Raw genomic sequence first — 25,184 nt, 5'->3', positions numbered from 1 at the left:
CTTGCAACGACGGGATTTTATTAAGTTAGGTTTGCTTACTGGCGGTTTAACCGCCAGTAAGCTGGCCTTCGCGGTTACAGGCAATAGTTCAAGGCCCGGTGTACAAACCGGCATCGCCGCTGGCGATGCAACCTATGATGGAGCCGTAATCTGGAGTCGAAGCGACCTGCCTGCTTTGATGCAGGTAGAGGTGAGTGGCTGGCGGGATTTCCGCCAGTCCAGATTCTTTCGTGGTGCGGCGGCACTGCCTGAACAGGATTATAACGCCAGGACCCTGCTTGAAGGTCTTGAACCCGGACGAGAGTGGTTCTACAAAGTACGTTTCGACAGCTTGCAAACGCCTGGCATCTATAGTGAAGCCAAATCCGGAAGCTTTAAGACGGCGCCGACGAAAAAAGCCGATGTGAAGTTCTGTTGGTCCGGTGATACCGCCGGCCAGGGATTTGGCATCGATCCGCGTCATGACGGCATGCTCACTTACAAGTCAATACTGGCTCAACAGCCTGACTTTTTTGTACATTGTGGCGATCTGATCTATGCCGATAACCCTATTCTGGCCGAAAAGAAACTGGATAATGGTGAAACCTGGCATAATCTGACCATCCCCAGCGTTACAAGCGTGGCGCAAACCCAGCAGGCGTTTCGCGAACGTTATTATTACAACTACCTGGATCAGCACCACAGCGCGCTGCACAGTAAGGTCGCCTGTTATCAGCAGTGGGACGATCACGAAGTCCGTAATAATTGGTATCCGGGCGAGCAGTTGACAGATGACAGCAGATACACTGAGAAGAGTGTTTCTTTGCTGGCGGAGCGCTCCAGGCAGGCATTACTCCAGTGCAACCCGATCCGCCCTGGCAGTGTCGATCAACAGGGCCTGTATCGCAAAGTAGAATATGGTCCGTTGCTGGATATTTTTATTCTCGACAAACGCACTTACCGGGGCCCCAACAGTCTCAACCGGCAGCAGCAGAAAAGTCCGGCAACAGCCTTGCTGGGTGAGGTACAGCTGGCCTGGCTGAAGCAGGGACTGAGCGCTTCCCGCGCCACCTGGAAGATCATTGCCAGTGACATGCCTGTTGGTCTGCGAATAACAAACTGGGGGACAGAGATTGCGGAAAACATGGCCAACGGTGACGGCCCCCCTTTAGGCAGAGAGCTGGAAATGGCCGGGCTGCTGTCCCATATTCGGGAACATGATATTCGCAATGTGCACTTTATTACTGCCGATGTGCATTACTGCGCCTCCCATTATTATGATCCGGCCAAAGCTCAGTTTAAAGATTTTCTGCCCTTCTGGGAATTTGTCAGCGGCCCTTTACATGCCGGAACCTTTGGACCAAATCCGCTGGATAACACCTTTGGCCCACAGGTGGTATTTCAGGGCATTCCGGCCAACCTGAAACCCGGCACCGCGCCCTCAGCCGGTTATCAGTTCTTTGGGCAAATGGAGATCGACAGCAACAGCGAAAGGCTGACGGTGAGTCACTTTAATCGTACCGGCAAACAACTTTGGCAAACCACACTGGAACCTAAGTAATACCCTTATCCAACAATTCTGACCATTAAAAACAAACAGGCTAATGTTTACTTTGTGCTGTTTTGGTTGTAAATACGTATAACGTAGGGACAACCCGGTGCCGGTGTCTTTGATAAGGTGAATTCATGGATCTGAAAAATGCCATCAGTTAATACAAACAAATTAAATACCTTACAGACCAACTACAAGCTTCATTTAGCACAGTACAGAGCTCGTTTAACTGAACTGTGGCCGAAGGCGGCTCAGGACCCTGAAAAACGACAGGAAGCTCTGACTATTGCTCATCGGTTGGCTGGCTCTGGCCAGGCGTACGGTTTCAGGGATATTTCTCAGGGTGCCAAAGAGCTCGAAAACGCTTTAGAGAGAGTGGATAAGCTCTCACAAAAAGAACTGATTTCAGCCGTATCCCACCCATTCAATACATTGCTGAATATTTTACAGCAACATGAAATTGCCAAAGACACTCTGGATGAGGGCACAGTAACTGAGGGCTCCTTTCTTACAGATACAGGAAACGGACCTCAGCAAAACATTAACCTGCTCATTGTTGATGACGATAAAGATTTTTCTGCCAGGCTACTGCATACATTAGAAACCTATGGTTACCGTGGGAAGGTTGAAAGCGATATTGCCAACCTTGAACATGCAGTTTCGATACATGACCCTCTGGCATTGCTGGTCGATATGGACTTTTACGGGCACCGTTTTGCCGGTGCAAAACAGGTTAGCCTCTGGCGCCAGAAGAATGGCGAGCCTCTGCCGGTTATATTTATCTCTAAGCATGACTCCTTTGAATTGCGACTGGCATCGGTGCGGGCCGGGGGAAATCACTTTTTAAGTAAACCGCTGGACATTCCCAAACTGGTAGCGCTGTTGCATTCCGAATTAAACCTGGCTCCGGCTGAACCATATCGGGTGATAATTGTAGATGATGACCGTGACTTATTAAGTTTGTACGAATCTATATTGGACGATGCAGGCTATGTTGTTTCAACTGCAACAGGTGCAGAAAGCGCATTAAACTTACTCGATCAGTCGCGGCCAGAACTTATTTTAATTGATGTGAATATGCCGGGGTGTAATGGTATAGAACTAGGCCGAATTATTCGCCAGCATGAAGAGTTTTCCGTTATACCGTTATTGTTTATATCGGCTTCAGCGAATACCGATATGGAGCTGGCCTGTGCACGGCTAACCAACGACGAATTTATCAATAAACCTATAGAGCCCTGGCGCTTAGTGATGATGGTTAAATCCCGGGTAGTAAAAGGGCGGCAACTGCGCAAACAGGACCACACCTTAATTAACGCAGATAGCGCCGTTGCCCACGATGCATTGACGGCTTTACCCAGACTGTCACACCTTCGGCTTGCTATTGACAAAACTTTGCAGCAGAAGCAACAAGGTTTCACAGCGTTAGTAAAACTGGATATCCGTGATTTTCATACTATCAATAATCTTCACGGCAAGTTTTTCGGTGATCAAATATTGCAGCGCCTTGCCTGGGAGCTTGGTCAGCATATCAAAAGCGAAAGTCTGTTGTGCCGGGAGAATGGCGACGAGTTCCTGATATTTACAACAGGCCATGATTCCCGGGATGCGCTGCATGAATACATCAACAACATGATAAAAGTCATCGAGGAAATCGAGGTGATTTCAGAGCAAGGTCAGGCCGTTTTGTCCGTTGATGTGGGTATCGCTATCGCTGCAAAGAACGATCGCGCAGCCGATAAGCTGATTGATCATGCTGACATGGCGCTTTTCAAAGCAAAGGCTGCAAATGGCCCTGAGCTGGTGTACTTTGATGATTCATTACAAAGTGAACAAAAGTATCGTTTTAATCTTGAACAGGCGATAAAAACGGGCCTGAACAGTGGGCAGTTTGTCGCAGCATACCAGCCGATTTTCTCAGTTAATGAGCAAACGCTTGTCGGCTTTGAGGCGTTGGCAAGATGGCAGCATCCTGAACGCGGCTTGTTAGGGCCAGGAGAGTTTATTCCGTTGATGGAAGAGCGCGGCCTGATATCCCAGCTAACTGAACAGATGCTGACCCATGTAGCTCTTCAGCTTTCATCCTGGCAACTTCAGCACCCTGCATTATTCGTATCTCTGAACCTCTCTGCGCTGGATATCCAGAAGCCGGTATTTATTGAAAAATTAACATCGCTGATAACAACCTATGGACTCAGCGCGGATCGTATCGTGCTGGAAATAACCGAAAGCCTGCTGCTCTGTGACTGGCAAAAAGCCAGCCCGGTGCTTGAGTCACTTCGGGCTCTGGGGGTTCGCCTGGCTTTGGATGATTTTGGAACGGGGTACAGCTCGCTAAGCTATTTACATCGCATTAATGCCGACAAGCTTAAAATTGACCGCAGTTTTATCGAACACTGGTCACGTACAGGCGATGCCCGCCTGCTCAAAACCATGGTTCAACTGGGTATAAACATGAATATGACCGTCATAGCGGAAGGCATCGAGCGGGTTGAAGAACTCGATTTCCTGCGCCAACTTGGCAGTGAACAGTATCAGGGCTTTTTGACGGCAAGGCCAATGCTGTTAGACGAACTTGAACGCGATGGCTGGCTGTTGCGCTAAGTGGCCATGTGAATACGGCTGTGAATAACGTCTATCAGTTTTTCTGTTGTTAGCTGTGTTTTCATCAATATCGCCTCAACGCTGCCCAGCTTTTCATTGCTCACATCATTGCCCGTCAGCACGATTATCGCCGCATCCGGTTGTTCAGCTTTAATCGCGGGGATCAGATCCCAGCCTGAACCATCGGGCAGATCAATGTCCAGCAATATTACGTTATAGACATGTTGCTTTAATAAAGACGCGGCACTTTCCACGCTGGATGCATGGTCAATAACCATATGATCGGCCACCATGGCACTGATCACCGAATGCAAATCGGCATCATCTTCAACATGCAGGATTTTTGGGTATTCATTGTTCAGCAGCTGGCGTTTCACTATGCTCACTAACCTTTCATGCTCAATGGGTTTGGCCAGCCATTCTATGTTGTGCGCCTCGCCACTAAGCTTTAACCGGCCTTGCTCCATTTTCGCGGAAACCACCACAATGGGAATATCCGCCGTATCAGCGTGCTTTCGCACCCGCCGGATAATGTCGAGCCCACTGATATCCGGCAGCATCAGATCCAGGCTGATCAAATCATAATGACCAACATTAAGCGCCTCCAGCGCCTCTAAGCCGCCATGACAGATATCAACCAGGTAGCCTGCTTCTTCTAACATTATTTTCAACAGGCTGGCAACATCTTCATCATCCTCTACAACCAGAATTCTGTGCTGTATATCGCTTGATGAAGCAGATTCAGGAGCCTCTTCTGTACTTATTGCTTTAGCTGTTTTTACCAGAGGGAGCCGGAAGTAAAAGCAACTCCCCTTGCCTTCGGCTGATTCAAAGTCAATGCTGCCATTCATATGCTCAACCAACTCTCTTGTGATGGCCAGCCCCAATCCAGTGCCGCCTTTTTGCCGGGTATCGGAGCTGTCGGCCTGAGCAAACTTCTGAAAAATCTTGTGCTTGAATACCTCGGGAATGCCACAGCCCTGGTCGCAGACACTGACAATAATGTGGTCCTCGTCAGCCTTCGCCTCAACGGTCACTTTACCGCCATCGGGAGAGAACTTGATAGCATTAGACAGCAGATTGGCAAGCACCTGTTTTAGCCTTTGCGCATCCACAAATACACGGGCAGCGGCATGTTCTTCGGACAAGAGAATGTTGATGCTGCGCTCTGCACCGTAGGCTTTATTTTCTTCCACTGCCTGCTCGAGTATAGGGGCAATAGGCTGAGCCTGCATATCAAAATGTAATTTGCCGGCGGCAATTTTCTCGATATCCAGCAGGTCATTGATCAGATGAGCCAGTCGTTTACTATTGCGGTGTGCTGTTGTGAGTATTTTTTCTGCTTTGTCGGGGATGTCACCCAGACGCCCCGCCAGAACCAGGCCGAGAGCACCGGATACTGACGTAAGTGGTGTGCGCAGCTCATGACTGACCGTAGAAATAAACTCATTTTTCATTTGTTCCATGCGCTTTCGTTCACTGATGTCCTGAGCAATGCCCAGGAACCCGGTGATCTTATGCTTGTCATCGCGGATAGCCGTAACAGTTAACGAAACGGGTATCTGCTGACCATCTTTGTTTATATAGTGCCACTCGCGACTCTCTGCACCCTCGCGAACAGGAATCGTCACAAACACGTCAAAACCTTCGATAGATTCACCTAACTGCTCTGACAGCTCTTTCGACCGTGCCTCCACCTCAGCGGGAACATGAAACAGCGCCGGACTGGCTGTACCAATTACGTCTTCAGCTTTGTATCCCAAAAGATGCTCTGCACCAGAATTGAACAAGGTAATGGTGCCTTGCACATCGGTCGCAATAATCGCTACTTCAGAGGCGGCTGAAAACACATCTGCCAGTTGTTGATTAAAGTGCTCTCTGGCATTTTTATATTGCTCTATCATTTTGTTGGCCAGATGGTACGCACTTTCGCGGCGCCCCATTAACACCAGCATCATGATAAAAATAGATACGCTAATTCCGCTTCCCAGAATTGCTACCAACCAGGGTTGGCGGCCATCAAACTGTGCCTGAAACCCTTCCTGAGCAATGACTTTAATTGTCCAGTTTCGCCCATAAGTCGTGAGCTGTTGCTGTGCAATAAAAGGATCGTCCCGATGAATATTTTGCGTCAGGCCGCTTTCATACATAAGAGCTTCAGCATCGTCTGATTGCCCATCAAAAATCAGAAAATCTACCAGCATTTGCTCCCGATTGAAAATACCCGCCATTAAATCATCCATTCGGTAAGGGCTATAGACATACCCTTTGATGGCTTGCCAGCGTTGCTCTGGGGAATCAGGTGCAATGGAAGTATGATAAATCGGTACATACATCAAGAAACCGGCCTGTTCCTTACCATGAGTTTCCTGAACAAGCCTGACTTTACCGGTAATCGTCGTTGTATTTTCTTCTGCAGCGCGTCGCATGGCTTCGCGCCTGACCGGGTTGGAATACATATCGTAACCAAACGCCGCCAGATTTCTCCCTGAAAAGGGTTCCAGATATTTAATGCCGGAGTAGATGTCACGTTCACCTTTCGGTTTGACTGAATAATCAGGAAAACCCTCCTCCTGAATTGCCTTTTCATGAGCGGCAAGCTGTCTGGCGGGAAAAATTTCAGCGTAACCGACACCCTGTATACCCGGATAACGTTGAGTCAGTAATAACCCTTGCACATAGTCATGCCATTGTTGGCGGCTAACATGCTGTTGTGCTTTCATAAAACCCGCTGCACCAAGCAAGATCAGTTCGTGATCCTGAAGACGTTTATCTATAGATGTCAGTATTTGTTGGAAATGAATTTCAAACTGATTCTGAGCACTGGCCTGATTCTGTTTATACAAACTGAAAGTGGCTAACCCGGTAAAAAACAACCCAAGAAACAGACTAATCAGGGCAGGAATGCCCCGACGATTAAAGATTAAATACCTATACGAATAGGTTTTTTGAGGCTGTTCCTGTACGTCCGGGCCACTGTTCATAGCTTACCAACCTGTAACTGAATAAAAAATAGCGAACCGCCGCCCTTGGCATCGCGGTAGCCAACTTCGCTGTCCATCTGCTGGCATATCTCCCGGGTTATCGCCAGACCAAGTCCGGTGCCCGGCATTTTACGATTGTCGCTACTGTCTGCCTGACTGAAACGCTGGAAAAGCCGGTTCTGAAACGCCTTGTCAACGCCAGGCCCGTGATCCCGTATACTGATTTCAATCATATTGTTTTGCAATGTGGCTGATACGTCTACCTGCTTACCCTTCGGTGAGAATTTAATCGCATTGGAAAGCAGATTAGTCAGAGCCTGAATCAGCCGTGACCCATCGACGTTTACAGTGACCTCAGGCCAGTGCTCAGGTGTTTGAATAAACACTTTACGATTATTTTTGTAGTTGGAGACTGATTCAATGGCCTCATCCAGCAGTGGCCCCAGGCGCTGCTTTTGCTGATTGATAGGCATTTTACCTGCAACCAGCTTTTCCATATCCAGCAGGTCGTTAATCAGTAACATCAGACGTGCGGTATTGCGCTGAGCGCTGAGTATTAAATTGTTCGCTTTCTCAGACAACTCTCCGGCAGCACCGCCGGCCAGCAATCCTAACGAGCCTTTAATGGACGTGAGTGGAGTGCGCAACTCGTGGCTGACAGTCGCAATAAACTCCTCTTTCATTTTGTCGAGCTTTTTGCGCTCCGTGATATCTTCAACCAGTGACCAGATTACCTGTGTACCGTCCTGTTCCTGGCTCAACATGCCTTGCAGGCGCACAGGGTAGCGGCTGCCATCCTTACGGATGTACTCCTTTTCAAATGGCCCGTAGCGACCCGTTCTGTGCAGGCTGGCCAGGGCTTTCTGCTCTTCGGATTCATATTCTCTTGGTGTCACATCCCAGTAGTTGAGCTCAACAAACTCTTCACGGGTATAGCCGGAAGGCGCAATCAGTGCGTCATTCAGGTCGATAAATTGCCCCGTATTCAGATCGTTCAGCGCAATGCCTATAGGTGAAAATTCGAACAGCCCACGCAGCCTTGTTTCGCTCTGTTTAAGTGACGCCTGTGCTGATACTTCTTTGTCAATGTCCATATGAGCACCGTACATAAGCAGAGGATCGCCCTCTGGCGACCACTCAAGCACCTGTCCCTGAGAAAGAATCCATTTCCAGTACCCTTTCTTATGACGCATGCGGAACCTGATATTGTAAACCTCTGATATTCCTGAAAAATGCTCTTTAAGTGCGGCCTCTACCCGGGCACTGTCCTCTGGATGTGTGAGAGCACTAAAGGTTTCAATACTGATTGGCTCTAATTCTTCCAGTGTGTAACCCAGCATCCCTGCCCAACGTTCATTAAAGATGGTTTCACCGGTCTGCACATTGTACTGCCATGTGCCTAAATTCATCCCTTGCACTACCAGTTGCATGCGTCGCTGCACATTGTTCAATGAGGTCTCAAGGTTACCGTATTCGCTGCGACGGGCCGTATCAACCTGGATAAGATCTTCCACCATCCCTGCCAGATCCTTCAATCTGGCTTCGTCAGCTTCACTAAATGCCCGGGGCTTACGATCGATCACACACAAGGTTCCCAGACGATGGCCATTAGCTGCATGTAATGGCGCACCGGCATAAAAACGGATGTCCGGTTCAGCACTCACCAGGGGGTTATCGCAGAAACGTTCATCCGCCAACGCGTTTTCAACAATAAGGGGGGCACTGTCGAGTATGGCGTGTCCACAAAAGGATATGTCCCTCGGGGTTTGTATGGCATCCAGGCCATGGCGGGATTTGAACCATTGCCGGTCACGATCAATCAGTGATACCAGCGCAATGGGTACAGAAAACAGGTCACTGGCGAGACGGGTGATGCGATCAAAGCGTGCCTCGGCACCGCTGTTGAGTAAACCGGTTTCATCCAGAGTCTGTTGCCGCTGCGCTTCGTTTTTCGGGCTTGGGGGCGTTTTCATAAAAACCTCTTGACCTGATCTGTTTAAGCGCTACTAAAGTTTGGCTGAAACCACGCGATTCCGCCCACCATCTTTGGCGTCATATAAGGCTTTGTCAGCGCGGTTCAGCAGCTCGTCCGCGCTGTCTGTCAGAAACTGCTTATTATCGGCTACACCGGCTGAAATAGTGCATGAGAATGCTTTGCTGTCTGCCCTGAACTTGATCGCACCAAAGTCTTCGCGCAGACGGTTTACCTGCTGTTCGGCCTGGCTTACGTCGCAATCCGGCAACACCAGGGTAAATTCCTCACCACCATAACGACCGAGTGTGTCGGTTGTTCTGAAGTGCTGCCGCAACAGGGTTCCGACAGCGGCAATCACCAGATCGCCGACCGCATGGCCATAGGTATCGTTGACGGCTTTGAAGTGGTCAATATCCAGCATAACAACACTGAAGATCTGTGGACGACGCTGCGTTAGTTGCCATTGCATCTGCAAAGCCTCCTTGATACTGCCGTGCTTCAGCAAGCCGGTGAGACTATCCAGGTTTCGGGTGCGGTCTAGCTCCCGCAGCCTGCGTATTCTGGCCTGACAAAGGCTAACCAGCAGTTTCTTATCAACGGGCTTCTCCAAAAAAGCATCGCCCCCCCTTAACAACGCCTGATTACGAAGAGCTGAACTGGACTCACCGGAGAGGTAAATCACCGGTAGTTGAGCCCAGCGTTCCGTTTGGGTGAGAAGCGCCGCCAGCTCGGCTCCTGTGACATTGGGCAAACAGAGATCCATCAGTACCAGTTCAGGATTGAACTCGCTGATGCTTTCAAATAAGTGTTCCGGTTTATCCAGTGTAGCGACTTTCATTCCAGCTGTTTCAAGAACAGTCTGGCAGTGGGCAGCCAGCGCTTTGTCATCCTCAATAATCATCACCCGCTCTGGCTGGGTGTTCTCACACCCGAGAATAAGCGTGGTTTTCGAGGCCAGCTTTATCATGTCCAGAGGTTTCACAAAATACCCCTGCCCCCAGCCCGCAGCGCCTGAAGTCGTGCATTGAAGCTTTCTTCAGCACCAGTGAAAAACACGGGGCAATCATAATTACTTAAAATTGCCTTCCAAAAGACAGCCAAATCGGCGCCAAAATCCGCTGCTCCAATTGCATGATGATCAATAAGCAGCAGATCCGGTGGGTGTGAGCGGCATTTCTCCAGCTCATTGGCATCACTCAGGCAATGAACCTGAAAACCAAAACTGGTGAGCTGATTTTTTGCATAATTAGCCAACATATTGTCGCGCTCCACCAGCCAAATGGTTGGGCCGCCCTCAATGCCTCTTTGCTGCGTTGTTTCCAGACTGTGTTTTACTTTACTGTTGTCAGCATCAAGAGCGATTTGCAACTTGTTCAGCCAACCTCCCGGTAGCGTACCCAGGCTTTCAGTCTGAGATAATTGCTTTGCAACCCGTTGTTCAAATTCACGTGCAGCCTCGCCAAGTGTATGAAAACCAAAGGTGCCAGCCGCACCAGCTATAGTATGCAAAGCAGAATGCAGTGCATCCAGCGATTCCTGACGAGTGTTGTCTTGCAAAAGATGTGACTCTATTTCACGCAGCCTGGCAAATTCCAATGTCAAACGCTTTTTATAAGCTTCTTTTAATTGTTCCAGACGATTGCCGGGCTGAGGGGAGTTGGTTGAATCAGGCATTGAACGTATCCCACAAAGCGCGTACTTCATCCGCCAGGGTCATAGGGTCGAAGGGTTTTGAAATCACCTGTTCAACACCCAAATTTTTATAGCGCTGCAACTCGTCAGGGTGAACTTTAGCGGTCATAAAGATAACCAGCACAGTGTCGGTTATCACCCCCATATCTCTCATTGCTGATAATGTTTCAGGGCCGTCCATTCCAGGCATCATAACGTCCAGCAGAATCACCTGTGGTTTAAACACTTCAAGCTGTTGTATAGCCAGTTCCCCGGAGGCGCACGAATTAAGTATCAGCCCCCCCACATCCTCCAGAGCAAGCTCAGCAATCTCGCGAATGTCAGGATCGTCTTCAACGTACAGGACTTTTCTAAGATCAGACATTACTCCTCCTAATTTACAAACAGAGATACCTGAAAGGCATAAAGCACAGAAACCAATGCTGTTGAGTCAAGCGCGAGCAGGACAAACCTTTACCAGCAAAAGTAAGTGTTCAGACTCATCTGTCATTTCTACTTGTGTGAATCCTGATGAAATGATGCGAATTGGTGTTCTATTCACTTAATAGCAGATTAACCGTAATTACAAATAAAACATCAGTATTTTTACAGTCTAAATACGATACAGCCTTTCAGGACAGCAAGCGCTGGCGGCCCCCTTTTAAACAGATGAGAATTTATGCTAAAGAGATACAACTTCAGGCGAAGCAGTCTGGACTGTGGAAAACCACACTGGAGCCACTTTAGAAAAGCATGATAGCGCTTAAATACGAACACCAGTGAGGTCTGAAAGGCTCCTGTTAAGGGTGGGGAATAAAGCCCACCGCCTCGTAGACTTTTTTCAGGGTTACGGCGGCGCGCTCACTGGCCTTATCTGCACCTTCTTTCATAACACGATCCAGCTCACTGCGATCATTACGCAGCTCGTGAAAGCGGGTCTGGATCGGTTCCAACAGCGCCACCACGGCATCGGCCACATCGGTTTTCAGATGGCCGTACATCTTGCCTTCATAGTCTGGCACCAGGTCATTTATGGATTTACCGGTAGCGCCACTGAGCAGCGTCAGCAGATTGGATACACCGGCCTTTTCCTGCGGGTCGAAATAAATCCGGGCCTGTTCATCGGAGTCCGTAACCGCTTTTTTAATCTTCTTAGCAATCTTCTTTGGCTCTTCCAGCAAGCCCACAAAGTTGTTGGGATTGTCATCAGACTTGGACATTTTCTTTGCCGGATCCTGCAGGCTCATGATCCGCGCACCAAATTCAGGGATATAGGGCTCAGGGATCTGAAAGGTTTCACCATAAATATTGTTAAAGCGGGTCGCTACATCCCGGGCTAATTCCAGATGCTGTTTCTGATCATCGCCCACCGGCACCTGATTGGCCTGATAAATCAGAATATCGGCGGCCATCAGAATCGGGTAGGTATATAACCCGGCGTTAATATTGTTGATATTGCGGGCGGATTTGTCTTTAAACTGGGTCATACGGTTCAGCTCACCCATCTGGGTATAGCAATTCAGTACCCAGGCCAGTTGCGCATGCTCAGGCACCTGCGACTGAATAAACAGGGTGCTCTGCTGAGGGTCAATGCCGCAGGCCAGATACAGGGCAAGACCATCCAGAGTCGCCTCATGCAAAGCCTTAGCTTCCTGACGCACGGTAATGGCATGCAGATCCACCAGCATATACAGGCAGTCATAATCCTGCTGCATGGCCACCCATTGTTTCAGCGCCCCCATATAGTTACCTATGGTCAGTTGTCCCGATGGCTGACAGCCGCTTAATACAATGGGTTTACTCATTTTAAGGTGATCCTTTAAATACAATTCTGGAGCTCAGAGTCCGGCCAGTTGCTCGCGCATCTGAGCAATCACTTTGGCATAATCCGGTTGGTTAAATATTGCCGAGCCGGCCACAAAGATATCGACGCCAGCCTCAGCGATGGCGCGAATATTATCGACTTTTACGCCGCCGTCAATTTCGATACGAATATTTCTGCCACTGGCGGCAATACGCTTTTTCACCTGGGCCACCTTTTCCAGCGTGGAGGGAATAAAGCTCTGGCCACCAAAACCCGGGTTTACCGACATCAGCAGCACATAATCCAGCTTATCCAGCATATGATCCAGATAATGCAGTGGCGTTGCGGGATTTAATGCCAGACCAGCCTGACAACCGGCCTGTTTAATCAGTTGTACGCTGCGATCGATGTGCTCGGAGGCTTCCGGATGAAAACTGATCATGCTGGCGCCGGCCTCGGCAAACATCTCTATCATGCTGTCTACGGGCTTTACCATCAGGTGCACATCAATATCCGCCTTTACACCATGTTTTCTCAGTGCACTGCAGATCATCGGCCCGAAGGTAAGATTAGGCACGTAGTGATTATCCATCACGTCGAAGTGAATAATATCGGCACCGGCATCCAGCACGGCGTCCACTTCTTCACCCAGACGGGCAAAATCAGCAGATAAAATCGAGGGCGCAATAAGATGTGGCTGCATGACATATCTAATCTGTTGGCAATGGGCTGTTACTCTACCCAATTTACCTGTTACAGAAAAGGCTCAGCACTGCACCATCAGCCGCCCTCACGCTCCATGATGGTGCAACGGCCATCTGACAACACAGCGCCGCTGCCACTTCCTCACTGGTTTACCTTTAGAATGACCACATTTAACCTATAAATATCAATAAGTTAAGCGAGGTTAATTCGTAAGGGATAAAAAGATGGCAAGGCGGCACCAACTTTGCTCCAGCCTTAGTGCACATTATTACAATCAGGAGACACAAGAATGAGACAAATGCACAAAGCATTGATCGCTGCTGCACTGGGCAGTGTATTTTACAGTCAGGCCAGTATCGCCGAAGTCAGCGCCAACATTGGCGTAACCAGCAACTACCTGTGGCGTGGTGTCACGCAAAGCGCCGATGGCCCCTCTGTTTCCGGTGGCCTGGATTATGAACATGAGAGTGGCCTCTATGCCGGCACCTGGATTGGCTCCGTTGACTGGGGTAACGGCGATGGTGCGGAAACAAACTGGTACTTTGGCTATGCCGGTGAGGCCGGTGACTTTGGCTATGACGTAGGTTATGTATATTACGCCTACCCTGAAGAAGAATACGACGAATCCAACTTTGGTGAAGCCTATGCTAACGGTAGCTTCGGTGGTTTCGGCTTTGGCCTGGCCTACACCCTGAATGCCGATGCTGATGATGACGCACCGTTCGGCCAGGGCGACATCTATTACCATGTCAGTTACGGCTTTGACCTGCCCCAGGAGTACTCACTGGGCCTGACCTACGGCTACTATGATTTTGATATCGACGAGAGTGTCTGGGGTGACTGGAATTACAGCCATGTTCAGGCCGATTTAAGCAAGGGTGATTTTACCTTCAGCATTTCAAAAGCGCAGGAAGAATCCGGCGATGACGACACCAAGTTTGTTGTCAGCTGGGGTACCTCTTTCTGATCCGGATATCAGTATATGATTTGATCACCGCTCTGGTGCTCAAACCCTTTCACGGGCCACCGATTCGGCGTGGCCCGTAATACCAATCCGAATAGATAATTTCACTCTCAGAGTGAGTCAGAAGGGCTTATCTATGCAGATAGGTATTACTCTTGCGATAAAGCCAGCTATTTTACCGACCAGCCCCGTTGTTCAATTATTAATCTTGCGTATAATACCAGTGGTTTAGTAACTATCTGGTGTTCATATGACGGGTAAAATCAGGATGATTGCAGGCATCGCGCTGGCCCTTTCTCTTGTTGTGGGGTGGTCCGCCTATTGCGATAAAAGTGAGTACGGCATTGACTGTGGGAACAGTACTGCCCAGGTAGACACCAGCCTGCCCGTAAGCCATCCGCAGAATCGCTGCGCGAAGGGCGCCCAGCAGGATGTTAGCTGGGCTTCATGGCTTTCCGGCAGCCAGCAAGGTATTCAGTTCCATTTTCTGGATTTGCTCGAATTGCTTTCCAGAAGCTCTGACAGCAACACCGATCATATCCCGGCCAACTGATGTCTGAAGCCAATAGCAAAATGTCCTGGTGGGAAGTGATAAAAAGCGTAGCGGCCAGCATGTTTGGCGTACAGAGCGAGAAAAAGCGCCAGGCAGATTTTTCCTCACATCAGTCCATTTTACCCTTTCTGATCGTGGGCGTAGTTTTCGTCGCCCTGTTTGTGATCAGCCTGATTATATTCGTTAAGTGGCTGATTCCAAGCTGAAAAATAGCGCTTTAACAACACCAGTCCTGCTATAGGAAGCGGTTAATAAAGCGCATAAAAGATTTAGACTTTTTAGCCAGAAATATCAGAAACAAAGGTAGTAATACAATAATTACAGAGAATGAAATCACCCAATGAATATGCTTGTAAGGTTCATCATTTAATATCTGCACTAAATCGAAAAACGCAAAAACCCCGAGTACACCAACCAGCAAAGAGATGGTGTCCATAAAGGACTGAAACTTTCCTTTCGACATTTCGGTTGTCAGATCTACGAAATCTCTCAGCTTGTTGTGCGTTTCTTCAAACTCCCGTTCCAGCCCCCATCCACCAGACGATCTGATATGCCAGGAGAACTCCAGAATGCTCTCGTTATGCCAGATATTCATGTTATTGAATTCATCATAATTCACCGTCAATTCTCTTTGCAACGTGGTGCTTTTATCCAGCAACCCGGGGTAGTCACTTTTGGACGCGGAGCCGATGTCATCAAGCATCAGAGATATTTCACTGCCAATTCTGTTTTTTAAATGCTTAAGCAGATTAAAGAAGGCTAACTGATAGCAATAGTCCTGACTCTGTGCATGCGTGATAAAGTAAGCATAATTGCGATGCACTTCGACCTTGATACCACAACTTAACCGTTGCCCCTGTGAGCTAGCCAGCGAGCGCCAATCCTCATCTTCGAGCAAAAATGTTGTTCCATACATGGAAGGAATAAAGAAGTAGTCTTTAGATAATTTAAAATGACTGTAAACCTTCTCTACTGTTCCAATATCCGGATCATTATATTTACCGGAATCAAGCTCTTTCAATTCAAAGAAGTCGTCAACTGACACCTCTTGTTCTTTTACTTTTGCAAAGAAAAGAAAAAAGCCCAGATTTAAAACGTGGCGGATATTGATGCCTTTCCCCTTTAAAGAGAAAATCTCTTCTCTGGGGATCCAGTTTGTTCTGATTTTCTCAATATCTTTCCCGGTTAAGGGGTCTTTTGCTGCGCATTGGGCGATGATCACCAGATTGTCAGAAGAATGTATCATCACCTGATAGGCCACATCGACGGAGGTTTCACCGAACTCCAGGGCGATTGTGCCTAACGAAAAGGTGAATATACGATTTCGTTTCAGATAACGGTTGTGATCAAAAAGCCCGTCAAGCCGTTCCACTTCATTCAACGTTTTTAGCTGGTCGAGGTGCTTACTGAAGAAGTATTTTGGTAGTGAAAAGGCTCTGGATGAATAAAAGTGTTTGATCATAATCTTTGTGGCCCTGAATAGGAGCTTACTTTTTGAACCTGGCGGAGTTTGATCGGCCCGATCCTGACAATAACAATTTCCTGAAAGTTAATGTACCACTCATAAATTCATGGCAACAGAGGGAGACGCTGAACTGGCATCGCAAAAAGAAAACTTTATGGGCATCCGGGAAAACAAACAGGTCATGCCCGACTTTTATGACGCCGGTGGTTTGGGCGATGACACGGTCGCAGGATGGTCCGACAGAATATTCAAAGGTGCCGTTTATCAGAATGCCTTGCCGTGTTCTGTAATGTTCTCGTGAATATTGGCTGAGACATCAACTGGCCTAATTCTGCGTTGCGCTATTTGTTGTGAGCCTGGCGTTGCGGATTAAGTGGATTGTTGCCTTCTGACCACAATAATACAGTCAGAGATGATTATCTCTGACTGCCCCAGTAATTCACCCACCATCAGCCAACTTTAATAACGAACACACTGACTCTGTAGGCGCTATCGTTAACGACATCGATGATTTCCTGTTCGTACTCAAGGCCGGAGTGCGATAACCATTGTGAGATAGCGCTGGTTAATTCCTCTGACCAGGCTAGCGCAACAACGCAGGCATCTGCCGCGGCATACGTTGCATTTCTGTCTTCAGATAGTTTTCGCACATCGTCCTGTACTTTTTTCCAGCCCCCGTGCGGTATTGTTACATGACCGTCACCCGAGCTTTGAAACAAAGACTCAACCTTTAGCTCTATACACATTACGCCATCAGCATTAGTAATCAGAAAGTCTACAGATAAGTTTCGATCAGTATAGATAGCCTGCTCACGCTGCACCGCCGGGTTACCAGGCAAGGTCTTGTAGACCGCGTCCAGCTCCACCTGAACCCAGCCCTCGGCGCCGCCTTTGGTCAGGCAGGCGGATATAAATTTGTTTGTCGTTCCATGCTGTGAATTAAGGATCAGACTTTGTGTCCAGCCCATGATTTGTTTCGCGGTAATATGCATAACGGTTCCTTTTAAATAATAATAGTGTCAGCACAACAACTGATGTTCGCCAGAGCGTTATTCTCAAACATATCGGGCGTTACCATACGCTGGTTTGAACTTTAACCGGGATATATCAGCGCTACTCTGCGCCCCTATATTCACTGTTAAATAAATACGTATCCTTCTTATACTCGATTGTTTTTCTTGTCAGATCCCACCACTTCTTTTGCCTTTTTTGGGGAATACTGATGCAGTGCTCATGGCTTATATGGGTGAGAATCATAGTGATAAAGGGCACACCAACTAGGTTCTCACAGCATAATGTGAGATGCCCAAGCCGTTCACATTCAGCGTTGACACTTCCCCGCTTTCTGGCCAGACATGCGGTTGCATGCATGCTGGCGTATATCGCGTTCATCTTATGATGAATACCCGCATTGTGCTCACCTCCGAGCAGCACTGAACCCGATTTACGAATAAAGTCTTCATCGTGCTTCACCTCAAACTCTGTTACTTCCTGAGTTAACCACAAAAATTGGGGGTGCTTGGTCAGCATCTGCTCCAGCGCAGAATGATCGTAAATTGAAAAACTACGACCGGTGTCGGGATTCGTGGCGGTAGATATAGCCCGGGTGATCATACAAAGACTGGCCACAGCCTCTGAAAAAAACTTGCTGAGATGATCCGGCAAATGCCTGGATGGATCCTGACTGGTTTTGATCAGAACATTTCCCGTTTCATTCAAAACCACATAGCATCCTACATCCATGTAAGAGCGCTTTTTGTCCCCCACCCAGATAGCATTTAAGCGGGGTCTAAACACAACAATCAAAGCTAGTATTGCGATCACAAACGCGCACAACCAATACTCCTGAGCTGCAACTATCATAATTGAGATACTAATCCGTTAATGGCAGAGTCGCGCTTGGCGTATCTGCTTGAGAAAGCCTTTCTTGCGGGGCTGCCAGAAGCCTCCCCGCCTGAAACTGCCAGTTGATTAAACCATTAACATCGTTTTAGGTAGCAGCGACCACTTTGTATGAACCGTTTGATATCGCCACTGTTTTAGTAACAGTATCTTTGGTGACTACAACTTTTATTGCTGATTCGGTGTCCATCGCTGAGCTCACTGTGAACGTGATTTGATCGTTAGTGAAATCAGGATCTGCGCCGAACGTCGCCGTTGCATCAGTATTTGCCCACTCAAGCTTGACTTCCAGACTACCGTCCACCGGAACCGGCAAAAACTGCCCTTGCAGAACATAGGGGTGATTGGTTTTCAGCGATTGGCCGGATTCTACTGTCTTGTACCCATCGCCTTTGTCTGCCACATTGAAAATTTCAGGTGTTCTTAACAACAAACCGCTGAGCCAACTGATCATTTCCAGATACTTAGGATCGGAGTTAATGGAATCCAGATCCCCCGCATACTCGTGAATAAAGGTGGGTGTGACAAACATATAGGTGTCTTTATGCATATCCAGCGTGATGCTCTCAGAATGACCTTTAATACAAGGGCCGACCTGAAACGCCGTCTCATTTTTTGTCATGTCTGCATAAACTACAATGGCGCTGATTGACGGCATACCCAATAAGTACTCACAGACAAAAACAATGTTGCATACTTTACTGTCGGTATGATCATGTCTTGCCGAGATGGTCAGTCCCTCTTTACCAATTGACGAGATCATCGATGAGGCAAAAGCCAGTGCACCGGTTCCGGTGGCAAGACCAAGCAGAGACTCAATAAGATCTTTACTAAACGTTGCCCCACCGCTTTTGCTGGTATGGGTTACGTCTTCCTCTGTAACGTGTACAAATAACCCTGAACCCTTTATAACACTCTCTAAAGCAGCGTAATTATACAAAGAGTAGGGTTTACCCGTGGCGGGATTCATCGTGGTTGACATCGCCCGGGACATACCCGCGAAAAACACAGATACCTCAGCGAATATTTTCTGCACTTCCTCCGCGATGGGTGTGTTTGAGTCAACCGTTGAAGACATCATAATATTGCCGGTCTGGTTAAAGACATAATATTTAGTGGCTTCAATATTGTGGGGGTTTTTAGGAGGTGGCTGGACTTCAGTAGCTTTTATTTTCTCCGGCGTGGTCGCTTCGTCATTGTCGGACATTATTCTTTCCTTAAAAATGATTTTATAGACATAACAACTTATCCCGGGTCTTTAGAAAAAGACCCGGAAACAGGCTTGCGCGCGTATCGGGGGGCAATATCAAGTGATATCCATATGCAACAGCAAAAGACAGACAAATGGAGAACTTATGCTTTTATTTGCACTGTCAGGGGCAACATATTGTCATTCAGTGCCAACAAAATCCGTTTACGAATAGAGGTATAGTCAGCAAAATCAACAAACGCAAATGCGTTTCTCAGGAAAGATTAACAGCCCCCTGCCATGGCCTGTAATCTTTGCACAACCCGGATATTCTGAACCTTCTGTCACAGGCTGTTATCGGGGACCCTGGGTGATGCCATAGCGGGGCCTTGCGTTATTGACTAATGGATCTGAATACCGCATGTTTGCAGTCATAACAGCAGAGCGACAGGGAACAGGGAAATCTTATGGAGTGGGTATTGTTAGCGGTACTGGCCTGCCTTTTTGTGTTCGTCGGAGCCATTCTGTCTTTTCGGAATAAAGGGAAGATTGCCGATCTGCTCCGTGAGCTTGAACTATTAAGGCAGCAGGTGAATCTTCAGGGAAAACAACTTTCCCGTCTCAGGCAATTACTTTCTGACCACAGCGAATCTGAAATAGCCCCACATACAGACTCCGAATCTGCATCGCCCGGGTCGTCGTCAATGGCGCCAGCTGCCAGTCAGTCTCCTGAACCTTCCATTAAGCCAGCATCTGCCGCCACATCGCCGCGGACCGCTACTGAAGCGCAAACTGACAATGACAAAACACCAGCCAGACAACCAGGCGGGGGTTTTGACTTCGAGCGCTTTATCAAAGGCAACGGCCTGTTATGGCTGGGCGGAATGATACTGGCAATCGGCGGCATTTTTCTGGCCCGTTATGCTGCTGAAGCCGGTATGTTTCCGCCTGTAGTACGGGTCACTATGGGCGGGGTGTTTGGCGTTCTGTTGGTAATGGCCGCCGAGTATCTGTTTCGCAATGCTGAACGCTTCAACATTCACTCTGTTTATGTGTGTGCGGCGCTAGCAAGTGGCGGAGTGATCACCTGTTACGCCATTGTATTGGTGGCGTATGACTACTATGGCTTTATACCGGCACCTTTTGCGTTTGGCTTACTGGCAGCAGTGGCTTTAAGTGCCACTTCATTGTCGCTGAGATTCGGCCCTTTGCTGGCCTGGATTGGTATTGTCGGAGCCTATGCGGTACCGGTGCTGGTCTCTACTGACTCGAATAACGTCACCGCTTTACTGCTGTACACGGTGTTTATCTCTGCCTCTGCCGTGTGGGTCTCCCAGGCTGTAAATCAGCGTTGGCTTTGGTGGCTGAGTTTTGCGGGCCACTTTTTATGGATGTTCATCGGTCTGACCCTGGCCAATGACAGCCACTTTACCCTGTTGCTGGTATTCGGGTTATTGTCTGTGTACCTGTATGTGTTGTCAGATATTCTTGGCTGGGATCTGCGCGCAAAAATGGACAATGCGCTGCCCATCAAAGACCTGCTGATGCCCCGTAAAGAACACCTGGGCGTGATCTTGCCACTTCTGGGGATCAGTTTCTTTCTGGCAGCGTTCGGTTCTGCTCCTCAGGTGGTCATCGCCGCTATGGCGGTATCAGCGGTGCTGTGTTATTCACCTTACCGCCACAGCGCCTTTGACTCCTGGCCGTTTCTGGCACTGATCTTTTTGTTGTATGGTTTCACCCTGTTGCCTGCACCGCTAAGCTACACCGATAACCTGTTTCCTTTCCGTGGTGGCTATTTGTTTATTCAGATAGCGGCCCTGGCCGCTATTGCCTACAGCCTGCTGATGCTGCGTTATACACAGCGACCGGCCTGGCTGTTGCTGTTGGTGCTCGCTCCTGTGAGCTTATTCGGCATCAGTTATGCCTTATCTGCCGATCAGGCCAGCCAGTATCTGTATCCGGTCTGGGCGATGGAACTGGCGCTGCTTGCCATCGCCAGCTCTGTTGCCACAGTGCGTGCTGCCCCGGGGCTTTTTCGCATCACCCTCACCATACTGGCCAATGCCTGTATTACCTTGTGTATGACCATGTTGCTGGATGCCGCGACCTTATCGCTGGCTATCGCCATTCAGATCGCCAGCATGAGTTATTTAAGCCACAAATACCGGGTTGAACTGCCTGCGTGGTTATATAAAGCCGCTCTGACACTCGTTACAATCCGCCTGAGCTTTGCCCCCTGGCTGGATGATTATGCTGGCGAGCAGATTCTGGGCCTGCACTGGACCATCGTCATTTACCCTCTTGTACTGGCAACCCTCTGGTTTGCCCGCCATTACAATCCTTCAGCCTCGTTCAGAACCTGGCTGGAGGGCGCCTTTGTGCATGTACTGGCGCTGTTTGTTAGCACAGAAACCAGTTATCTGCTGGTGGGCCACTATCCGGTCTTTTTCGACTTAAGCTTTAAAGAGGCCGCACTGCTGGCCGTTAACTGGCTGGTGCTTGCTGGCGTTTACCTGCGGCGGGCCGGGAATGCCCTGCGCACAGCGCGTTTTTACCGCTTATTTGCCGGCCTGCTGCTTATTGGTGCCGGTGCATTGCACCTGGATATTTCATTGGCCAGCAACCCCTTTATTGAAGCGGTTCAGACCGGTGAAGGCGTATTTATAAACTGGTTACTGGTACTGTGGGCGTTACCCGCACTGATACTGCTCAGCATGGATCAGTTGGGCCTGACGGCGGCGCGTTTTAAAACTCTGCTTAGGCTGACAGCCGGGCTGTTCACCTTTATGTATATCAACGGCCTCATCCGCGGTGCCTGGCACGACGGCGCACTCAGATTAAATGGTGTGACCGAGCAGGCCGAACTCTATGCCTACTCCATCGTCTGGTTAATTATTGCCACCGCCATGATTTTTATGGGCCATTACTTCAACAAGGTTAAAGTCAGCCATCTGGGTTTTGGTATTCTGGCCATGGTACTGCTCAAAGCCTTTTTGATTGATATGGCGAACCTTGAAGGCTTGTATCGGGCCATATCCTTTATCGGCCTGGGTTTAAGCCTGGTCGCCATCGGCTGGCTGTTCCAGAAACTGAATTATGAAGATAAACAAATCAGGGCAGACAGTGAGACGTCATAAGTTACTACTGAATGGCGGCTTTGAGCTGGTTTCGGACCTTTGCCACCGCTCATAAAAATGAATACGGTTTACTCAATATCTGTGTTGTCGCTCAACTAGGAGAAGATACAGTGTCTATCAATAACAAAGTCTATGGTAAGGGAGAATAAGATGACTGATGAAAGTTTGGAGCCCGAAAGCCAATATATCGATAAGCCGATAGATTTCATTGAGTTACCGCTTCGGGATGGAGGTATGAAGTACCGCTTCAACTCAGCCGAAGAATTGAAATCTTTCATTCATCAGGAATACGAGTTTTGGAGTTGGCTTCAAACTGAAGGCCAACCGTTAGATGAATTTTGTAAACAGCTTTACGCGGGGTTGTCAACGTCGTAAAAAATATGTTCTCCACCATTGTCGCGCAATGGGAAGCCCAGAACCATGAAGCACTAAAACAATCAAAGGGAAATTTAGAAGGATTTTTAACGTTCATCGACTTCCCATTCTTATGCAAGATTACAGGAAAGGCGATTGAAGAAGAAGTGACTGAGTCACCCATGGTTGCAGCAAACATGTTATATCTATGTTGTGCTCCAAAAAAAGGACAATACAACCAAGATACGAATAATTTCGTTCAATGGTATCACGGAATTGGAATGCCGAACGCCAATGGCAGGTCGTCTCCACTATTTTCGGCCTTTCTAAGGTCGGAAGGATACAGGTTCAAAGCAAACCGGATACTGCAAAAGCTTGATCTGTTTGGTGTAGATGCCAACTTGCAGAGCTTGGGGAATAGTTTAGAGATTGCCACTGCTGAAATCCTGAAAGTAAAACATGAATGTGAAGAATCTGCGACGGATTTTGAGTTATGGAAACAATCTGAGAAATCAAAACATGAGCAGTGGAAAGACCAGCAATTACAGGACTTTGAATCATATAGCAGACAACTTCTCCGACGCTATGTGTCAGAAAAGACCAGATACATCAGGCGCACCAATGAAGTGCTACAAACAGGCGAAGAAACTGTTGAAAAAGCCAAAGATGTGTACTTGTCTCAGATAGAGTTGGATGCTTCGGTCACGTATTGGGAAAGCAAAAAAGATGTCCACAAAGGATCCAGGAAGATTTGGCTAATTGCGATGTTTGCACTGGTCGCATTGACTGCTTTTTCCCCATTATTGGTTTCGCTTTTACCGGTGCCGGATTTAACTGAAGACAAACTGCTGCTGAATGCTTTCAATCCGATGACATTGATCACATCTGTTCTCTTGATATCGCTTTTAAGCTTCTGCATTCGATTGTGTTCAAAGCAGTACTCCACCCAACAGCATTTATACCTGGAGGCAGAGGAACGCAAGACGATGCTAAAAACTTACTTAGCATTAATGAATGAAGGAAAATTGGTGGAGCAGGAAGACAGAAAAGTAGCCCTGGATACACTGTTCAGGGCTGCGCAAACAGGCATTGTGGCAGAGAACGGAAGTATCGTCCCATCAGAGACCATAATTAGAATCGTAGAAAAACAGACTGCAGCTACCAAACCTTGAGAAACAAGTAGACAGGTTAATTAGTTGTGTTCTGAATGTGCAACAGAATAAAAGTGTTATTAATCCGATCAAGAGGGTCAGATAAATTCGATAGGTGACTCCTTTTATTGTCTGATAAATACACAACTCTGCTATCGTAAAGGAATAAAATCCGGTATGCTGTACATGTATGACAAGTAATACAGGTGGCGAAATGTTATCCCTCAGACTCTCAAATGAGATAGAAAACCGGCTGGCGCAACTGGCTGAAAGTACCGGTCGCACCAAGTCGTTCTATGCCAAAGAAGCGATCGTGAAGTATCTGGATGAAATGGAAGATACCTACATCGCAATTAACCGGGTAGAGAAACCTGGCAAACGTGTGTCAATGGAAGACGTGGAGGCAGAGCTTGGGTTGGAAGATTGAGTGGGACGAACGCGCTGTAAAGGAGCTGAAGAAGCTCGATAAGCAAGCCCAGAAAGACATCATCCAGTACCTCAAAACCCGTATCGCCACAGAGGAATCCCCCCGTCGCTTCGGCAAAGCCTTGATTGGTGACAAAGCAGGACTGTGGCGCTATCGGGTGAAAGATTACCGCATTATCTGCAACATCGAAGATGACAACCTCGTGGTGCTGGTTGTGCGTACCAGCCATCGGAAAAATGTATATGACTGAATCAAAGGGTCTAGAGGGTCAGCCACGTGTTTTGTACCTCGACTGAGCAGCTATTGGCCCTAGTTTAAAGCCGCCGGGGGCGAAGAGTTTATTGACTACAGACAGCTGCGGGTCAGTATTACCTTTTTCGATATCGCGCAGGGTTTTATCTGAAATTCCCACAAATATTGCGTATTGGGTCTGTGTCATACCATACAATTTGGTGCGTATGCGCTTTATCACCTGCCCTGTGGTAAGAGTGTTTTCAGCCAGCTCTGTTTCTATCGCCTGCAAGATAGCCTTGCGTTCGCTAACAGACAGATTAACCATGGTAGACCCCATTTCAGACATCTTGCTTTTGGTCCTGTTGAAGCCGATAGTCGGAAATATTCTACCGAAGAATATCAAGAACATACTTAGATCAGGAAGCAAACTACCGCTTTATTCTTGTGCGTAGTGAATTTGCGGTAGTTTATTACCGAATAGGCGCAGTGTCCTTTGGGTCTGACCGTGGGGCTGATTTTTTGGAAATAGGG

Annotated in this window: 23 protein-coding genes; 11 read left to right on the top strand and 12 right to left on the bottom strand. The window is 48.1% G+C overall.

Annotation, left to right across the window (positions count from 1 at the left end; all coding sequences use genetic code 11):
• Position 1 precedes the first annotated feature (1 nt).
• Both CDA54_RS14390 and CDA54_RS14385 read left to right on the top strand, forming a co-directional pair.
• Entirely contained in the window at positions 2 to 1,540 is a 1,539-nt protein-coding gene (locus tag CDA54_RS14390) for an alkaline phosphatase D family protein (protein WP_218962415.1), read from the top strand.
• Positions 1,541 to 1,678: 138 nt separating this feature from the next.
• Positions 1,679 to 4,135: a putative bifunctional diguanylate cyclase/phosphodiesterase gene (locus CDA54_RS14385; RefSeq protein WP_099035722.1), complete on the top strand. Its 2,457-nt coding sequence runs from the start codon at positions 1,679 to 1,681 to the stop codon at positions 4,133 to 4,135.
• On the opposite strand, the gene CDA54_RS14380 is transcribed toward CDA54_RS14385, so the two are convergent.
• The 7 genes from CDA54_RS14380 to rpe form a co-directional block, all read right to left on the bottom strand.
• Positions 4,132 to 7,119, bottom strand: coding sequence for a CHASE domain-containing protein (locus CDA54_RS14380; RefSeq protein WP_099035721.1), 2,988 nt, complete (start codon positions 7,117 to 7,119; stop codon positions 4,132 to 4,134). The genes CDA54_RS14385 and CDA54_RS14380 overlap by 4 nt on opposite strands.
• Positions 7,116 to 9,092 (bottom strand): PAS domain S-box protein, encoded by a 1,977-nt coding sequence (locus CDA54_RS14375; RefSeq protein ID WP_099035720.1) that lies wholly within the window; start codon positions 9,090 to 9,092, stop codon positions 7,116 to 7,118. The genes CDA54_RS14380 and CDA54_RS14375 overlap by 4 nt, the downstream gene beginning before the upstream one ends.
• Before the next feature lie 33 nt (positions 9,093 to 9,125).
• On the bottom strand, positions 9,126 to 10,076 hold the full coding sequence (locus CDA54_RS19760) for a GGDEF domain-containing protein (protein ID WP_218962414.1): 951 nt from the start codon (positions 10,074 to 10,076) through the stop codon (positions 9,126 to 9,128).
• The gene (locus tag CDA54_RS19755; protein ID WP_218962413.1) at positions 10,073 to 10,768 is read right to left on the bottom strand and encodes a response regulator; all 696 of its coding nucleotides are present in this window, start codon (positions 10,766 to 10,768) and stop codon (positions 10,073 to 10,075) included. The genes CDA54_RS19760 and CDA54_RS19755 overlap by 4 nt, the downstream gene beginning before the upstream one ends.
• Complete coding sequence (locus tag CDA54_RS14365) at positions 10,761 to 11,150, bottom strand: response regulator (protein ID WP_099035719.1); 390 nt, start codon at positions 11,148 to 11,150, stop codon at positions 10,761 to 10,763. The genes CDA54_RS19755 and CDA54_RS14365 overlap by 8 nt, the downstream gene beginning before the upstream one ends.
• A 415-nt stretch (positions 11,151 to 11,565) precedes the next feature.
• Positions 11,566 to 12,570 carry a tryptophan--tRNA ligase gene (gene trpS, locus CDA54_RS14355; RefSeq protein WP_099035717.1) on the bottom strand — a complete coding sequence of 335 codons (1,005 nt, stop codon included), beginning with the start codon at positions 12,568 to 12,570 and terminating at the stop codon, positions 11,566 to 11,568.
• Between the two features lie 33 nt (positions 12,571 to 12,603).
• Positions 12,604 to 13,272: a ribulose-phosphate 3-epimerase gene (gene rpe, locus CDA54_RS14350; protein ID WP_099035716.1), complete on the bottom strand. Its 669-nt coding sequence runs from the start codon at positions 13,270 to 13,272 to the stop codon at positions 12,604 to 12,606.
• A 291-nt stretch (positions 13,273 to 13,563) separates the two neighbouring features.
• Between rpe and CDA54_RS14345 the strand changes: the two genes are divergently transcribed.
• From CDA54_RS14345 to CDA54_RS14335, 3 genes are all read left to right on the top strand, one after another.
• Entirely contained in the window at positions 13,564 to 14,241 is a 678-nt protein-coding gene (locus CDA54_RS14345; RefSeq protein ID WP_099035715.1) for a TorF family putative porin, read from the top strand.
• Between the two features lie 247 nt (positions 14,242 to 14,488).
• Positions 14,489 to 14,791, top strand: coding sequence for a hypothetical protein (locus tag CDA54_RS14340; protein WP_099035714.1), 303 nt, complete (start codon positions 14,489 to 14,491; stop codon positions 14,789 to 14,791).
• Positions 14,791 to 14,997, top strand: coding sequence for a DUF2970 domain-containing protein (locus CDA54_RS14335; protein ID WP_099035713.1), 207 nt, complete (start codon positions 14,791 to 14,793; stop codon positions 14,995 to 14,997). The genes CDA54_RS14340 and CDA54_RS14335 overlap by 1 nt, the downstream gene beginning before the upstream one ends.
• A gap of 29 nt (positions 14,998 to 15,026) precedes the next feature.
• Here the strand turns inward: CDA54_RS14335 and CDA54_RS14330 are convergent, their stop codons facing one another.
• The gene (locus tag CDA54_RS14330; RefSeq protein ID WP_099035712.1) at positions 15,027 to 16,253 is read right to left on the bottom strand and encodes a hypothetical protein; all 1,227 of its coding nucleotides are present in this window, start codon (positions 16,251 to 16,253) and stop codon (positions 15,027 to 15,029) included.
• 109 nt (positions 16,254 to 16,362) lie between these two features.
• Here CDA54_RS14330 and CDA54_RS14325 point away from each other — a divergent pair, with 109 nt between their 5' ends.
• Positions 16,363 to 16,557: a hypothetical protein gene (locus CDA54_RS14325; RefSeq protein ID WP_099035711.1), complete on the top strand. Its 195-nt coding sequence runs from the start codon at positions 16,363 to 16,365 to the stop codon at positions 16,555 to 16,557.
• Between the two features lie 148 nt (positions 16,558 to 16,705).
• On the opposite strand, the gene CDA54_RS14320 is transcribed toward CDA54_RS14325, so the two are convergent.
• The 3 genes from CDA54_RS14320 to CDA54_RS14310 all read right to left on the bottom strand — a co-directional run bounded on the left by CDA54_RS14320 (position 16,706) and on the right by CDA54_RS14310 (position 19,365).
• Positions 16,706 to 17,248, bottom strand: coding sequence for a hypothetical protein (locus CDA54_RS14320; protein WP_099035710.1), 543 nt, complete (start codon positions 17,246 to 17,248; stop codon positions 16,706 to 16,708).
• Between the two features lie 121 nt (positions 17,249 to 17,369).
• On the bottom strand, positions 17,370 to 17,975 hold the full coding sequence (locus CDA54_RS14315; RefSeq protein WP_143452302.1) for a hypothetical protein: 606 nt from the start codon (positions 17,973 to 17,975) through the stop codon (positions 17,370 to 17,372).
• 271 nt (positions 17,976 to 18,246) lie between these two features.
• A complete protein-coding gene (locus CDA54_RS14310; protein WP_099035708.1) occupies positions 18,247 to 19,365 on the bottom strand; it encodes a hypothetical protein in 1,119 nt (372 codons plus the stop codon).
• A 449-nt stretch (positions 19,366 to 19,814) separates the two neighbouring features.
• On the opposite strand from CDA54_RS14310, the gene CDA54_RS14305 reads away from it, so the two are divergent.
• From CDA54_RS14305 to CDA54_RS14285, 5 genes are all read left to right on the top strand, one after another.
• Complete coding sequence (locus tag CDA54_RS14305; RefSeq protein WP_099035707.1) at positions 19,815 to 22,487, top strand: DUF2339 domain-containing protein; 2,673 nt, start codon at positions 19,815 to 19,817, stop codon at positions 22,485 to 22,487.
• A gap of 150 nt (positions 22,488 to 22,637) precedes the next feature.
• Entirely contained in the window at positions 22,638 to 22,862 is a 225-nt protein-coding gene (locus CDA54_RS14300) for a hypothetical protein (protein ID WP_099035706.1), read from the top strand.
• A gap of 5 nt (positions 22,863 to 22,867) precedes the next feature.
• Positions 22,868 to 24,013, top strand: a complete 1,146-nt coding sequence (locus CDA54_RS14295) for a DUF6161 domain-containing protein (RefSeq protein WP_099035705.1) — start codon at positions 22,868 to 22,870, stop codon at positions 24,011 to 24,013.
• Between the two features lie 169 nt (positions 24,014 to 24,182).
• Positions 24,183 to 24,419, top strand: a complete 237-nt coding sequence (gene relB / locus CDA54_RS14290; protein ID WP_229748168.1) for a type II toxin-antitoxin system RelB family antitoxin — start codon at positions 24,183 to 24,185, stop codon at positions 24,417 to 24,419.
• On the top strand, positions 24,403 to 24,669 hold the full coding sequence (locus CDA54_RS14285) for a type II toxin-antitoxin system RelE family toxin (RefSeq protein WP_099035704.1): 267 nt from the start codon (positions 24,403 to 24,405) through the stop codon (positions 24,667 to 24,669). Before relB ends, CDA54_RS14285 begins: the two co-directional genes overlap by 17 nt.
• An 18-nt stretch (positions 24,670 to 24,687) precedes the next feature.
• Here CDA54_RS14285 and CDA54_RS14280 read toward each other — a convergent pair whose 3' ends face one another.
• Positions 24,688 to 24,999 carry a helix-turn-helix domain-containing protein gene (locus tag CDA54_RS14280; RefSeq protein ID WP_229748169.1) on the bottom strand — a complete coding sequence of 104 codons (312 nt, stop codon included), beginning with the start codon at positions 24,997 to 24,999 and terminating at the stop codon, positions 24,688 to 24,690.
• Positions 25,000 to 25,184 lie beyond the last annotated feature (185 nt).

Origin of the sequence: Lacimicrobium alkaliphilum (assembly GCF_002591895.1) — a bacterium.
Taxonomy (GTDB): Bacteria; Pseudomonadota; Gammaproteobacteria; order Enterobacterales; family Alteromonadaceae; genus Lacimicrobium; species Lacimicrobium alkaliphilum.
The sequence above is the reverse complement of the archived record's forward strand: the minus strand, read 5'-3'. Positions and strand labels throughout refer to the sequence as shown.